Consider the following 14304-nt stretch of genomic DNA (forward strand, 5'->3'; position numbering starts at 1 on the left):
AAAAGGGTGGTTTTCCCTTTTGGCTTCATTTCGAAGCGCTGAGCGGAGCCGTCGTAATCTTTAAAGCCTTTTGAGTGAACTTCTCAAAAGGCGCACGGCGATGTGAGCAGCGCAACCGGGTTCAGATAATCATAAAAAGGACGAACTTCCCTTTTTTCTTAAGATCGACAAACACCTTTTTATAGTTCAAACAATGGATAGGCGAATGTCCATTGTTTTTTGCTTTAGAAGAAATTAAAATAGACTTAGAAAACTAAATAAGAAATCATGAATGTCAAGGATTTGAAATTAACAATATTTCCTTCTCATGATTCTAGAAAAGTAGGTCATCATACAAGTATAGAGCGTTAAGTCTAAGTCTTTAAAGAAAGGTGGATTCTGAAATGCTCGATTTTTCTTGGAAAGTCTTTTCAATGACAGGTAATGTGGACACGTATTTATTGTTGAAAGAACTAGAGCGGGATTCAGATGATCAATTCGGAAGAGAAGACATGGAGGATATCGAAACATCCGACGCTCCAACCCACTAATGTATGTTGACACCTCACAAAGGGATGTGTGGTGCGGGCATGATTCAAAAAGTTGAAGGTATTGTCATTCGAACAACCGATTATGGTGAATCGAACAAAATTGTTACACTATTTACAAGAGAATTAGGAAAAGTAGGAGTTATGGCGCGAGGAGCTAAAAAGCCGAAAAATCGGTTAGCAGCTGCTTCGCAATTGTTTATTTACGGTACATTTGTCTTTCAACAAAGCAAAGGATTAGGGACACTAAATCAAGCTGACATAATGGATTCTTTTCGGGAGGTTCGAGGTGATTTATTTCGAGCCTCTTATGCAACATACATAGTAGAATTAACTGATAAATTAACAGAAGAAAGAAATCGAAATCCATATCATTTTGAGTTGTTGCACCAAACAATCCATTATTTGAATGAAGGTATTGATCCAGATGTATTGCTGCGAATTTATGAAATGAAAATGTTAGCAGTTGCGGGAATTAAACCAGAGCTTGATCAGTGTGTAAGTTGTCAATCGACAGAAGTGCCAGCAAAGTTCTCCATTCGACATGCCGGTTTTTTATGTAAACGTTGTGCATCCAAAGATGAAAGAGCTTTTATCTTGTCTGACCATTCAGCAAGACTTCTTAGGTTGTTCTTTTACATTGACTTGCATCGATTGGGACAAATATCATTAAAAAAAGAAACAAAAGATGAATTGAAGCAGATTATATCTGCTTATTATGAAGAGTATTCAGGAGTCATGTTAAAATCAAAACGTTTTCTTGAACAGATGGAACGAATGGGCGATTTATAGAACAAACATTGACACGTCGCCAGTCTTTATGTATGATGCTAATAATAATATATGGTGCATTGATGGAAAGTAGTACTTATCCTCTCAAGAAAAAGCGAACCTAGGGTGGTGTGAGCTAGGAATCTTGATGGTAAGGAAGGCATTCTTGAGCATATGAATTGAAAGTGATTAAGGTCTTGTACGTCAAGACTTTAATAAATAGGGTGGAACCGCGGGATTAGCTCTCGTCCCTATGTCAATTGTGACATAAGGATGAGGGCTTTTTTCTATGCCAATTCCTCGATGTACCGTACATAAACCGAAGGAGGAAGTAAATGTGAATGTTCAAAATATGATTTTGACGTTACAACAGTATTGGTCTAAACAAAATTGTATGATCATGCAAGCATACGATACGGAGAAAGGTGCAGGAACGATGAGTCCCTTTACCCTGCTACGTACAATTGGTCCTGAACCATGGAATGTAGCCTATGTAGAACCATCCCGTCGACCGGCCGATGGGCGTTATGGAGAAAATCCGAATCGTTTATATCAACATCATCAGTTTCAAGTCATTATGAAGCCTTCTCCGATTAATATTCAAGAGCTTTACTTGAAAAGTCTAGAAGCACTTGGCATTAATCCTTTAGAACATGATATTCGTTTTGTTGAAGATAACTGGGAGAATCCAACGCTTGGTTGCGCAGGTTTAGGTTGGGAAGTTTGGTTAGATGGCATGGAGATTACTCAATTTACTTATTTTCAGCAAGTTGGAGGACTAGAGGCTAATCCTGTTTCAGCTGAAATTACGTATGGTCTTGAGCGTCTTGCTTCGTATATTCAGGATAAGGAAAATGTGTTTGATTTAGAGTGGGTTGAAGGTTTTACGTATGGAGACATTTTTAAGCAACCTGAATACGAACATTCCAAATATACGTTTGAAGTTTCTGATACGCAAATGCTTTTCTCTCTTTTTGGAACGTATGAGCAAGAGGCTAAAAGAGCTTTAGATGAATTACTCGTTTTCCCGGCTTATGACTATATATTAAAGTGTTCTCACACGTTTAACTTGTTGGATGCACGAGGGGCAATTTCGGTTACAGAGCGTACGGGTTACATTGGACGTGTTAGAAACTTAGCACGAGCTGCTGCGAAGTTGTACTACGATGAACGTGAACGCTTAGGATTCCCAATGTTGAAAAAAGAGGAGGGATCAGCTAATGAATAAGCGAGATTTTTTACTGGAAATTGGATTAGAGGAGTTGCCTGCTCGTTTTGTAACAAGCTCCATGAAGCAATTAAAGGAAAAAGTAGAAGCGTGGCTAATTGAAACAAGACTAGAATTCAATAGTGTTCAGACTTTTGCGACACCAAGACGGTTAGCGGTTTTACTTGAAGGGCTTAGTGAGAGTCAGCCTGATATTGAAGAAGAAGCAAAAGGGCCAGCTAAAAAAATAGCTTATGACAGTGAAGGAAACTGGTCAAAGGCAGCACAAGGTTTTGCAAGAGGTCAAGGTGTACAAACGGATGATCTGTTTTTTAAAGAAGTAAAAGGCGTAGAATATATCTTTGCAAATAAATTCATTGAAGGTAAAAAAACGACAGAGCTTCTGCCACAATTAAAAGACATTATTCTTTCTCTGCACTTCCCTAAAAATATGAGATGGGGGAGCAATGATCTTCGGTTTGCTAGACCAATTAGATGGCTTGTAGCACTATATGGCAATGAAGTGATTCCTTTTTCTATTACAGGGATTGAGACGGCTACCAAGACGTATGGACATCGTTTTCTAGGAAAAGAGATAGACCTTAGGGAGCCAAGCGAGTATAGTCGTTCTTTATTAGGTGAGTATGTCATCGCGGATCCTATCGAAAGAAAAAGAGCGATTCGAAACCAACTTGAGTCTATGACGGAAGGAAATGGATGGGTCATTCCTATTGATGAAGAGTTACTTGAGGAAGTTACGCATCTTGTAGAATATCCAACGGCCTTGTCTGGGAGTTTTGATGAGGAGTTTTTACAGTTGCCAAAAGAAGTATTAATCACATCGATGAAAGAACACCAACGTTATTTTCCTGTTGAGAATGAGCAAGGTAAGCTGCTCCCTCATTTTGTGACGGTACGTAACGGAGATCATCAACACATTGAAAATGTATCAAAGGGAAATGAAAAGGTATTGCGTGCTAGACTTGCTGATGCTGCATTTTTCTTTACTGAAGATCAGAAGTTACACATTGATGATGCATTAAAACGTTTAGAACAAATTGTATATCATGAGGAACTCGGATCGGTTGGTGACAAGGTTAGACGCGTCAACACTCTCGTTAGCAAATTAAGTGACATGGTAGGAGCTGACTCTAACACAGTTCAGGCAGCGAACCGGATTGCGGAAATTGCAAAGTTTGATCTTGTTACTCAAATGGTAGGAGAATTTCCGGAGTTACAAGGGAGAATGGGTGAGGTGTATGCTGAGTTAGCTGGCGAGTCAAAAGAAGTTGCTAGTGGCATTAACGAACACTATAAACCGCGTTTTGCCGGGGATTCAATTCCGGCAACGATGGCAGCAACAACAGTAAGCTTAGCTGAAAAGCTTGATACAATTGTTACATGCTTCTCCATTGGTCTTATTCCGACTGGGTCTCAAGATCCGTATGCTCTAAGACGCCAAGCGGCAGGAGTTGTCCAAATGCTTCATGAACAACAATTGCCTGTAACCGTAGAACAAGTGCTTGCAGAAACATTGCATGTAGTAGAGGGAAGGCAACTATTAAAACGTGAACTTGAGGACATAACTGGCGACCTTGTTGAGTTTTTTAAGTTACGTGTGAAAAATTTATTACAAGAAAATGCCATTCAATATGACATTGTTGATGCCGTTTTAGGTGAAGAGATTGGTCATATCCCAACGGTAATGGCTAAGGCGAAAATCATAGCGGAAGAACGAAATAACGAATCGTTTAAAAAAGTTGTTGAGGCTCTTAGTCGAGTAACCAATATCGCCAAAAAAGCTGAAGATGCCGGTGAAATTGATCCAAACTTATTTGAAAAGGAAGAGGAAAGCGTCCTTTATCAACACTCTCAACGCTTGAAGAAACAGGTGAAGCAGGCTCTAGAAGGTGGAAATGCTCACTCTGCTTTTGAAGAATTAGCAAAAACGGAGCCGATTATTAACCAATATTTTGATCACATTATGGTCATGGCCGAAGATCAAAAAATAAGAGCAAATCGATTACGTCAAATGAATGAGCTAGCTAAAGTGATACATTCTTTCGCTCAATTTCACGCGATTGTATTTTCATAATGGCAGAGCTTATTTGGTCAATAAATAGGTCAAATAAGCTCCCTCTTTTCATATTGGTGCTCACTCGTATATAATAATTAATATATAGTATGGCACTTTTGTGGTAAGGACGGTGAAAACCAATCGAATTAACAAGTAGGCAAGAATTAATTGTTGAAATTGTAAAAGAAAGTGGTCCTATTACAGGAGAACAAATAGCTGAACGTCTTTCACTAACTAGAGCAACGCTTCGTCCTGATTTAGCGATCTTAACAATGTCGGGTTATTTAGATGCAAGGCCGCGTGTTGGGTATTTTTACACGGGGAAATCAGGCAATCATATGTTAGCCGAAAAGATTAAGCATATAACTGTCAATGAGTATCAGTCAAGACCAGTAGTTGTTCAAGAGTCAGAATCCGTTTACGATGCTATTTGTACGATGTTTCTTGAGGATGTTGGAACGTTATTTGTTGTGGATAAACAAAAAACATTAGTGGGTGTCCTTTCAAGAAAAGATCTTTTACGAGCAAGTCTAGGTAAACAAGCCCTTGAATCCATTCCGGTAAGCATTATTATGACGAGAATGCCGAATATTACAGTCTGCAAGCAGGACGATTTAATTATTGAGGTAGCCAATAAATTAATTGAAAAGCAGATTGATGGTTTGCCTATTGTTGTAGAGGTAGAGTATGGATCTCGATTTGAAGTAGTTGGACGGATTACAAAGTCAAATATTACTGCATTGCTGGTCGATTTAGCGAACGATGATGTGATTTAGTGTGGAAGAGGAGGAGCAAGTCATGGAAGAGATGAAACAGCGACCAGTTGTTTATGTCGTTTCAGATTCTGTTGGGGAAACGGCTGAACTAGTCGTGAAGGCTGCGGCTAGTCAATTTAGTAGCGCGGGCCTTGAAGTTAGAAGAATTCCTTATGTTGAAGACAAAGAAACGATTGAAGAAGTCATTATTCTAGCTCGTAAGGCAAACGCTTTAATTGCTTTTACATTAGTAGTACCTGACATAAAAGAGCACCTATTAACATTAGCTAAGGAAACAGGGGTTGAAACGGTCGATATTATCGGTCCAATGTTAGAGAAAATAGGAGCTCTTACGAAAAAGGCTCCTCGCTATGAACCAGGATTGATTTACCGTTTAGATGAAGATTATTTCCGAAAGGTGGAAGCTATTGAATTTGCGGTAAAATATGATGATGGTCGAGACCCAAGAGGGATTATTCGGGCAGATATCGTTTTGATTGGAGTCTCTAGAACTTCCAAAACACCTCTTTCTCAGTATTTAGCTCACAAGAGACTGAAAGTAGCCAATGTTCCACTCGTTCCAGAGGTTGAACCACCGAAAGAATTGTTTCATATTACACCAAAAAAGTGTGTAGGATTAAAAATTAGTCCTGAGAAGTTAAATGATATCAGGGCAGAGCGGTTGAAGGCCCTTGGGTTAAAGGCCCAAGCGAATTATGCAAATTTAGATCGGATTAAAGAGGAACTAGCTTATTCTGAAAAAATCATGGAACGTATTGGTTGTCCTGTCATAGATGTATCCAATAAAGCAGTGGAAGAAACGGCTAATTTGATTTCGAGTATGTTCGTAAAAAAATAAAAAAATAAAAGTATCTTGCGCAAGAAAGCAAGATACTTTTATTTTTTGTCTAGGCAAAGAAGGAAAAGTTGCGTATAATAGAGAATTGTGATTTAAATGGATCGATTTTTTAGGCATATTTAAAAAAAGAACAAATAAATTTTAAAAAGTCAAGACTTTTTCTTTGTTTTTTGGTAATGATAGTAAGGATAAAAAAAACGAACTAGTTGAAGAGTTATTATTCGACAAATATCTACGAAATTCTTTAAAATGAAAGCAGGACTTTTAAAGGGGATGTTGAATTCAATATTATGAATCCTTCCTTACAGACAATTTATGTAGATGCGGACGCATGTCCGGTTAAATCAGAAATAGTAGAAATTTGTGAGTTCGTTAACATGAAGATGGTTTTCGTTTCATCATATGCACATACGTTAACGTTGCCTGCAAGTGTCAAAGTGGTAACAGTGGACAATGAAAAAGAAGCTGTCGATTTATTTTTGATGAACCATGCTAAAAAAGGGGACATTTGTGTAACACAAGATCATGCACTTGCCTCCATTCTGTTATCTAAAGGAGTTAGAACATTATCTCCTCGTGGAATGGTTTATCAAGAAGACACCATAACGCAGATGCTCGATGCGCGTTATCTTTCCCAAAAACAAAGAAGAATGGGAGGAAAAACAAAGGGGCCTAAACCTTTTCGACATGAAGATCGTGTCAAATTTATCGAGCAACTAAGAAAAATTGTTGCAGGAACATAGCAAAAAAACTCGAATGTTAGAGAAATTGGCATGAATGGTGATGAAGGAATGAGCAATCGAATACCAGATGAAAAGGTAGAGCTTATTAGACGCTCATCGGATATTGTCGAAATTATTAGTGATTATGTACAACTAAAAAAGCAAGGTCGACAGTATATTGGATTATGTCCATTTCACGGTGAAAAATCCCCTTCTTTTTCTGTGTCGCCAGATAAGCAGCTATACCATTGTTTTGGCTGTGGTGCAGGCGGGAATGTTTTCTCTTTTCTGATGGAACTCGAGGGCTTTTCATTTATTGAAGCTGTTCGTAACCTTGGCGATCGTGCAAACATTGAGTTACCTGAAGCAACGATTCATTCAGGATCCGTTGACGGGCCACTTGTTCATATGAAAACTGCACATGAGTTAGCAGCAAAACTTTATTATCATGTTTTGACTCTAACAGAACAAGGTGCACAAGGTCGAGACTATGTTAAGGAACGTGGATTTACAAAAGAGCAAATGGAACATTTTCAAATTGGTTTTGCTCCTGACCGTTGGGATTCTCTCGTAACGATCTTAAAAAAACGAGATTACTCTTTAGAAACCATGGTTCAAGCAGGTTTGCTTGGAGAACGGGAATCAAAAGACGGATACTACGACCGTTTTCGAAATAGGTTAATGTTTCCGATATGGGATGGTCAAGGTAATGTCATTGCATTCGGTGGTCGTACGATTTCTGATGAAAAGCTAAGTACTTAAATAGTGCTGACTCTCCGATTTTTCATAAAGGAAAGACTTTATATGGTCTTCACCTTGCAAGACCTTCAATTAGGAAAGAAGGAACCGTTGTTTTATTTGAAGGGTATGTTGATGTGATTGCGGCATGGGGAGCAGGGGTAACGAATGCCATCGCTACTTTAGGAACGGCTTTAACAGAAGAACAGGCAAAAGTAATAAGACGGAATGCTGAAATGGTAACGGTTTGTTATGATTCTGATAAAGCTGGTACCAATGCAGCTTTTAAATCGGCAAGAATACTTGAAGAGGCAGGCTGTACGGTTAAGGTAGCTCAAATGCCTGAAGGACTTGACCCCGATGACTATATTCGTACATACGGTGCGGAACGTTTTCAATCGGATGTAATAGGGGCTAGTTTGACTTTAATGGCTTTTAAGATGCGTTATTTACGCAGAGGAAAAAATCTGCAAAATGAAGCTGAAAGAATGAGCTACATCGAAGACGTATTGACGGAAATTACGAACTTGCCGCGAGCGGTTGAACGTGATCATTATGTAAGACAATTAGCAGAAGAGTTTTCTCTATCACTAGAAGCATTAAAGCAAGAGCAGTTGCAAATTTATCGTGCTAAAAAAAAGCAAGCACAGACTCAATACAAGACGAGTGAGAAGCCAATTCAACCAAAGAAATCTTTCGAAGCAAAGAGATTATTACCAGCACACCAGAATGCGGAAAGATTTTTATTAGCTCATATGATGAGGGATGTTGAAGTGACAGAACTTGTATTGGAGCGAATTGGTGGAGACTTTCATATTGATGAACATCAAGCAATTGCAGCTCATCTATTCTCTTTTTTTGGGGAAGGAAACGAAGCAAACCCAAGTCAGTTCATACAAGGGTTACAAGATGAAAAGTTAATTAGAATCGCGACTGAGCTTGCAATGATGTCGCTAAATGAGGAATATCAGGAGCAGGAAATTCTTGATTATATGAAATTGATTGAAACTTATCCAAAACGGGTAAAAATACAGCAAAAAGAGTTAGAAATGAAGCAAGAAAGAGATCCAATAGAAGCAGCTAGGCTCCTAATGGAAATTAATCGAATGAAGCAGGAGCTTTGCTGATGTATTGGCAAGAAGCTTTGGTTGTGAACAATGGAAGGAGGGGATCGAATGGCTGATAAACCACTACGCCCATTAGCGGAAGGTGAATTGTCGATCGATCAAGTGAAAGAACAATTAGTGGAGATTGGTAAAAAAAGAGGGATTCTTACTTATGCTGAGATTACAGAAAAGTTAGCAGCGTTTGATCAAGATTCTGATCAAATGGATGAATTTTTTGAGTATCTTGGTGAACAAGGGGTTGAGATCCTTAACGAAACGGATGATGTTGTTCCAAATCTCCAGCAAGCGGTAAAAGATGAAGAAGAATTTGACTTAAGTGATTTAAGTGTACCACCAGGGATAAAAATAAATGACCCTGTCAGAATGTATTTAAAAGAAATTGGTCGTGTTCCCCTTCTTTCGGCTGAAGAAGAAATTGAGCTTGCCAAACGCATTGAACAAGGTGATGAAGAAGCAAAGAGAAGATTAGCAGAAGCGAATTTACGACTTGTTGTTTCAATTGCTAAACGTTATGTTGGTCGTGGTATGCTTTTCCTTGATCTTATTCAAGAAGGAAATATGGGTTTAATCAAAGCGGTTGAGAAGTTTGATTATGAAAAAGGATATAAATTTAGTACGTATGCAACATGGTGGATTAGACAGGCGATTACTCGCGCAATAGCAGACCAAGCACGTACGATTCGTATTCCTGTTCATATGGTTGAAACGATCAATAAATTAATTCGTGTTCAAAGGCAACTTTTGCAAGACTTTGGGCGTGAACCAACACCAGAAGAAGTGGCACAAGAGATGGAATTAACACCTGAAAAGGTTCGTGAAATCTTAAAAATAGCCCAAGAGCCTGTATCATTGGAAACTCCAATTGGAGAAGAAGATGACTCACATCTTGGTGATTTTATTGAAGATCAGGAAGCTTTAGCTCCTTCTGATGCAGCTGCTTATGAGTTATTAAAAGAACAATTAGAAGATGTACTTGATACATTAACCGACCGGGAAGAAAATGTCCTACGTTTACGCTTTGGTCTAGATGATGGACGCACTCGTACCCTTGAAGAGGTTGGAAAAGTTTTCGGAGTAACACGCGAACGCATTCGTCAAATTGAAGCAAAAGCGTTACGAAAGCTACGCCATCCGAGTCGAAGTAAACGACTAAAGGATTTCCTAGAATAAAATACAAATAGGATAAAGGTCTTCACAATAGGTCTGGTTTCAACACAAGAAATAAATAGTTATAGACTATTTATGATTGGGAACCAGGCCTTTTAGCTTGCACTCTATGATTAGGTGCTAGCAGGAGGAGTAAATGGACGAGAAAAGAAAAGAAATCATTGTTAACGAAATTAAAAATTGGAAAGAAACGAAACTGCTACCTGCACATTATTGTGATTTTTTGCTAACTCTCTATACAGAGGGACAACAAGACGATAAAGAGACAAAACAATCTTTTGTACTTAGATGGTATCCATTTGTTCCATTTATCGTGATACACTTGTTATTTCTGTTAACGATTGTTGTCATTTATTTTACCGATTTTTCAAATGTAATGCAAATAGCAATAGCGGTTCCTTTTGTGCTGGCAATTATCTTAATTGGGAGTAAATCGGCTCATACACTCCTTTCCTCCTATTATTTCATGATTGCAGCCGTTCTTTTTTATTTGGTTACAGTCCAGTGGGGAAGTGGGTTGGGTCTTAATCCAACTAAAATGGTATTTATCATAACACTAATTCATTGTGTGAGCTGGGTAGTTGTTGGTTGGCGCTATTCGCTTCGTATTTTTCAATTAGCTGGTATAGTTGGATTGACATGTGCACTATTTCTCTATTTTCAATAAAAGAGTGACAAAAATAGCAAAACTCAAAAGATCCCTTTTCTTTATAGACAATATCAAGTAGAATGAGAAGGGAATCTTTAAAAGCGTCTACATACTTGTTTGACGATAGTGTGATCCGATAATAGTAAAAGGAGGATATGGTTATGAGAGGAAGACCGCTTATGCCGTTTGCAATCACAGCAATCGTTGGGATCTTGCTAATGGTAGCACTTTCATTAGTTGGCTTAGATCAGCGAGCGCAAATGAACGCTGATGATACAGAAGAGGCTGAAGAAGTAACAGAGTTTGAAGATCCTGTTACAGCTGGTCAAGAACTTGCACAGCAATCATGTATTGGTTGTCACGGTGGTGACCTAGGTGGAGCATCTGGTCCAGCCATTAATGCCCTTGATGGAAAATACTCAGTAGAAGAAATTGCTGATATTATTACAAGTGGTTATGGAAGCATGCCGGCTATCACGAACTTAAACGCTGTGGAAGCTGATGCCATTGCTCAATATTTATTAGCTGAATCTGAATAAACTTGTAAAGAGGTTGTCTCATAAGGATCTAAACTCCTCAAATGTCTACAGTACATGCTGTATCGCTATGTATTGGGTTATTTGGGCCTAGAAACTTACTTTTGAGACAACCTTTTTTTCTTTGAAGGTTATAAACATGGATAGATAGGGATTTCATTGGTAAAATAGGACTAAAACATACATAATAGGTGATGGAATGAATGAAAGACAGTTATCAGAACGCTTAATCCGAGTGGCAAAATATGTTCCAAAAGGAGCAAGTATGGCTGATATAGGTTCAGATCATGCATATTTACCGTGCTATTTATGCTTACAAGATCAAGAACTCACAGCTATTGCTGGAGAGGTGAACGAAGGCCCCTTTCAATCAGCCAAAAAGCAAGTTGAGAAGTCAGGTTTAACGAAAAAGATTGAAGTGAGAAAAGGAAACGGCCTTGAAGTGATTACTCAAGGAGAAGTGGATACAATTACGGTGGCTGGAATGGGAGGGGCTCTTATTACGACCATTCTGGAGGAAGGAAAAGAAAAATTAAAGGGTGTAGAAACATTGGTCCTACAGCCTAATGTTTCGGCGAATGTGATTCGTCTTTGGCTGTTAGAAAATGGATGGAAGTTGGTTGCTGAAGAAATTCTTGAAGAAGACGAGAAAATTTATGAGATCCTTGTAGCAAACCGTGGCGAAGATGCATCGCTGTATGCGACGAATAAGGATCAGAAACTGTTACTTGGCCCCTTCTTAGTAAAAGAACTACATCCTGCTTTTAAGAAGAAATGGCAATTTGAGGTTATGAATTGGAAACGGATTGTTGCCCAATTTGAGAAGGCGAGTACGAATGAACAAGTGGAAGGGAAGCGTCAAGAGCTCTTAAAAAACATTTCGATGGTAGAGGAGGTTTTAAATTCATGAGTCACTACATAAATGGTCAAGCTCTCATTCAACAATTTGAATCGTGGTCTCCTAAATCATTAGCGGTTGAAGGAGACAAAAATGGGCTAATGGTTGGGACGTTAAATAAAGAAATTAAGAAAGTGATGATTGCGTTAGACGTACTAGAAAACGTCATGAATGAAGCAATTGACAAAGAGGTAGATTTAATAGTTGCCCACCATCCCCTTTTATTCAGACCATTAAAAAAAATTGATCTCGATACAGCCCACGGAAGAATTGTAGCAAAAGCAATTAAACATGATATTACAATATATGCTGCCCATACAAACCTTGATATTGCTAAGGGTGGAGTCAATGACATGATGGCAGAAGCACTTGGGCTTACGGAAACCGAAGTGCTTTCACCAACTATGACAACAGCCTTGAAAAAGATTGTCATCTTTGTCCCAGAAACACATGTTGAAAACGTTCGGAATGCGATTGGAAATGCTGGTGGTGGACATATTGGAAACTACAGTCATTGTACGTTTAATAGCAAAGGACAGGGTACGTTCCGACCAGAAGAAGGAACAAATCCTTTTATAGGAGAGCAAGGAACGTTGGAATTTGTAGATGAGGTAAAAATTGAAACGATTGTTCCTGCATCTCTACAAAATAAAGTGATAAAAGCGATGCTCAAAGCTCATCCTTATGAAGAGCCTGCTTTTGATTTATATCCTTTAGATAATCAAGGAGAAGTACTTGGATTAGGAAGAATAGGGAAGTTACCATCGGGCATGACACTAGGTGCATTTGCTGAACACGTAAAACAAGCATTTGATGTTCAAGGAGCAAGGGTGGTAGGAGATTTAACAGCGAATGTTCAAAAAGTCGCAGTGCTTGGTGGGGATGGTAATAAATACATGAAAGATGCTATTTTTAAGGGGGCAGATGTATTTGTTACTGGCGATGTTTATTACCATGTAGCTCATGATGCAATGATGGATGGATTAAATATTGTTGATCCAGGTCATAATGTTGAGAAAATTATGAAAAATGGTGTGAAGACGTTTTTTGATGAATTTTTACAGAAGTCCAAGTATCGTACAGAGGTCATTGTTTCAGAACCTAATACCGATCCATTCCAATTTGTTTAAGAACTCAAAGAAGGGGTGTCCAGAAGTCTCTATGGCTTTGGACACCCCTTGTATTATTTAATTTTTTGCTTTTACTTTTGGTAAGATTTTTTGAAGAGATACTTTCTTTTCAGGGTTCCACTCTGTGCTTGCTTTTGGATCATATTGTTCTAAGAAAGTGATCACTTCTTTTGTGATAGGAGTTGGTGTCGATGCACCTGAAGTAACCCCCACGGTTTCAACGCCTTGTAGCCAATCTTGTTGCAACTCGGTAATATCACCAATTCGATATGCTTTTGTTCCGGCTATTTGTTCTGAAACTTGCGCAAGGCGATTAGAGTTATTGCTCTTTGGATCTCCTACTACAATGACAAGGTCGCAGTCTTTTGCTTGTTCAGCGACAGCTTCTTGACGAACTTGAGTAGCTAAACAAATTTCATTATGAACTTCAGCAGTTGGATAGGCTTCCATTGCTTTTTTCATAATATCACTTACATCCCATTGACTCATGGTTGTTTGATTCGTAATGATAATTTTATCTGTTGATATGTTCAAACTATCTACATCGTCAAGCGATTCGACTAGATGAACGGAATTGGGTGCAACCCCGATAGCTCCTTCAGGTTCTGGATGTCCCTTTTTTCCAACATAGATGATTTCATAGCCATTTGCTACTTGGTCTCGAATTAAATCATGTGTACGAGTTACATCAGGACATGTTGCATCAACCACTGTTAAGCCTTTTTCTTTAGCTAGTTTACGGACTTCTGGCGATACACCATGTGCAGTGAAGATCACGGTTCCTTTAGTTACCTGTTTTAAAATGTCCAAGCGATTTGGACCATCTAGAGAGATAATTCCATCCTCTTCAAACGCATCCGTCACATGTTTGTTGTGAACAATCATTCCTAAAATATAAATCGGTCTTGGCAAGTCTAAGTTTGCAGCAGCTTGTCTTGCTAATACCATTGCATCAACTACACCGTAACAATAACCTCTTGGAGATATTTTCTTTACATTCATGAAAGGCCTCCTATTAATAAAAACTCACAAGTAGTTCGTAGAATTCTTACTTACATTTGAAATGAAAACAGAGCAGGCTGTCTCACACGAATCGAGACAGCCTTTGCTTTCCTGCTATATAGTATAATGGAGTTTCCTT

The 14304-nt window shown here is 38.6% G+C and carries 15 protein-coding genes; 14 read left to right on the top strand and 1 reads right to left on the bottom strand.

The features are described from left to right. The first annotated feature begins 383 nt into the window (after nt 1-383). The 14 genes from JCM9140_RS22925 to JCM9140_RS02960 all read left to right on the top strand — a co-directional run bounded on the left by JCM9140_RS22925 (nt 384) and on the right by JCM9140_RS02960 (nt 13163). The gene (locus tag JCM9140_RS22925; RefSeq protein ID WP_081727541.1) at nt 384-530 is read left to right on the top strand and encodes a YqzL family protein; all 147 of its coding nucleotides are present in this window, start codon (nt 384-386) and stop codon (nt 528-530) included. A 39-nt stretch (nt 531-569) separates the two neighbouring features. Next, nucleotides 570-1319, top strand: coding sequence for a DNA repair protein RecO (gene recO, locus JCM9140_RS02905; protein ID WP_034742123.1), 750 nt, complete (start codon nt 570-572; stop codon nt 1317-1319). Between the two features lie 316 nt (nt 1320-1635). Beyond that, nucleotides 1636-2526 carry a glycine--tRNA ligase subunit alpha gene (gene glyQ / locus JCM9140_RS02910; RefSeq protein WP_034742127.1) on the top strand — a complete coding sequence of 297 codons (891 nt, stop codon included), beginning with the start codon at nt 1636-1638 and terminating at the stop codon, nt 2524-2526. Beyond that, nucleotides 2519-4600: a glycine--tRNA ligase subunit beta gene (gene glyS / locus JCM9140_RS02915; protein WP_034742128.1), complete on the top strand. Its 2082-nt coding sequence runs from the start codon at nt 2519-2521 to the stop codon at nt 4598-4600. Before glyQ ends, glyS begins: the two co-directional genes overlap by 8 nt. A gap of 122 nt (nt 4601-4722) precedes the next feature. After that, a complete protein-coding gene (gene ccpN / locus JCM9140_RS02920) occupies nt 4723-5358 on the top strand; it encodes a transcriptional regulator CcpN (protein WP_034742131.1) in 636 nt (211 codons plus the stop codon). A 22-nt stretch (nt 5359-5380) separates the two neighbouring features. After that, nucleotides 5381-6196 (top strand): pyruvate, water dikinase regulatory protein, encoded by an 816-nt coding sequence (locus JCM9140_RS02925; protein WP_034742134.1) that lies wholly within the window; start codon nt 5381-5383, stop codon nt 6194-6196. Between the two features lie 290 nt (nt 6197-6486). After that, the gene (locus JCM9140_RS02930) at nt 6487-6939 is read left to right on the top strand and encodes a YaiI/YqxD family protein (RefSeq protein ID WP_034742137.1); all 453 of its coding nucleotides are present in this window, start codon (nt 6487-6489) and stop codon (nt 6937-6939) included. A gap of 30 nt (nt 6940-6969) precedes the next feature. Beyond that, nucleotides 6970-7680 carry a DNA primase gene (locus JCM9140_RS25370; protein WP_439644260.1) on the top strand — a complete coding sequence of 237 codons (711 nt, stop codon included), beginning with the start codon at nt 6970-6972 and terminating at the stop codon, nt 7678-7680. Nucleotides 7681-7793: 113 nt separating this feature from the next. Then, nucleotides 7794-8783, top strand: coding sequence for a toprim domain-containing protein (locus JCM9140_RS25375; RefSeq protein WP_439644261.1), 990 nt, complete (start codon nt 7794-7796; stop codon nt 8781-8783). Between the two features lie 48 nt (nt 8784-8831). Beyond that, nucleotides 8832-9953, top strand: a complete 1122-nt coding sequence (rpoD, locus tag JCM9140_RS02940) for an RNA polymerase sigma factor RpoD (RefSeq protein ID WP_034742140.1) — start codon at nt 8832-8834, stop codon at nt 9951-9953. 133 nt (nt 9954-10086) lie between these two features. After that, nucleotides 10087-10617 carry a hypothetical protein gene (locus JCM9140_RS02945; RefSeq protein ID WP_034742143.1) on the top strand — a complete coding sequence of 177 codons (531 nt, stop codon included), beginning with the start codon at nt 10087-10089 and terminating at the stop codon, nt 10615-10617. A gap of 143 nt (nt 10618-10760) precedes the next feature. Further along, nucleotides 10761-11138 carry a c-type cytochrome gene (locus JCM9140_RS02950; protein ID WP_034742146.1) on the top strand — a complete coding sequence of 126 codons (378 nt, stop codon included), beginning with the start codon at nt 10761-10763 and terminating at the stop codon, nt 11136-11138. Nucleotides 11139-11334: 196 nt separating this feature from the next. Then, nucleotides 11335-12045 carry a tRNA (adenine(22)-N(1))-methyltransferase gene (locus JCM9140_RS02955; RefSeq protein ID WP_034742150.1) on the top strand — a complete coding sequence of 237 codons (711 nt, stop codon included), beginning with the start codon at nt 11335-11337 and terminating at the stop codon, nt 12043-12045. After that, nucleotides 12042-13163: a Nif3-like dinuclear metal center hexameric protein gene (locus tag JCM9140_RS02960; RefSeq protein ID WP_034742153.1), complete on the top strand. Its 1122-nt coding sequence runs from the start codon at nt 12042-12044 to the stop codon at nt 13161-13163. Before JCM9140_RS02955 ends, JCM9140_RS02960 begins: the two co-directional genes overlap by 4 nt. A 57-nt stretch (nt 13164-13220) precedes the next feature. Here JCM9140_RS02960 and JCM9140_RS02965 read toward each other — a convergent pair whose 3' ends face one another. Then, nucleotides 13221-14165 (bottom strand): 4-hydroxy-3-methylbut-2-enyl diphosphate reductase, encoded by a 945-nt coding sequence (locus tag JCM9140_RS02965; protein ID WP_034742156.1) that lies wholly within the window; start codon nt 14163-14165, stop codon nt 13221-13223. Nucleotides 14166-14304: the final 139 nt, after the last annotated feature.

The sequence above is a fragment of the Halalkalibacter wakoensis JCM 9140 genome, assembly GCF_000513095.1.
Classification (GTDB): Bacteria; Bacillota; Bacilli; order Bacillales; family Bacillaceae_D; genus Halalkalibacter; species Halalkalibacter wakoensis.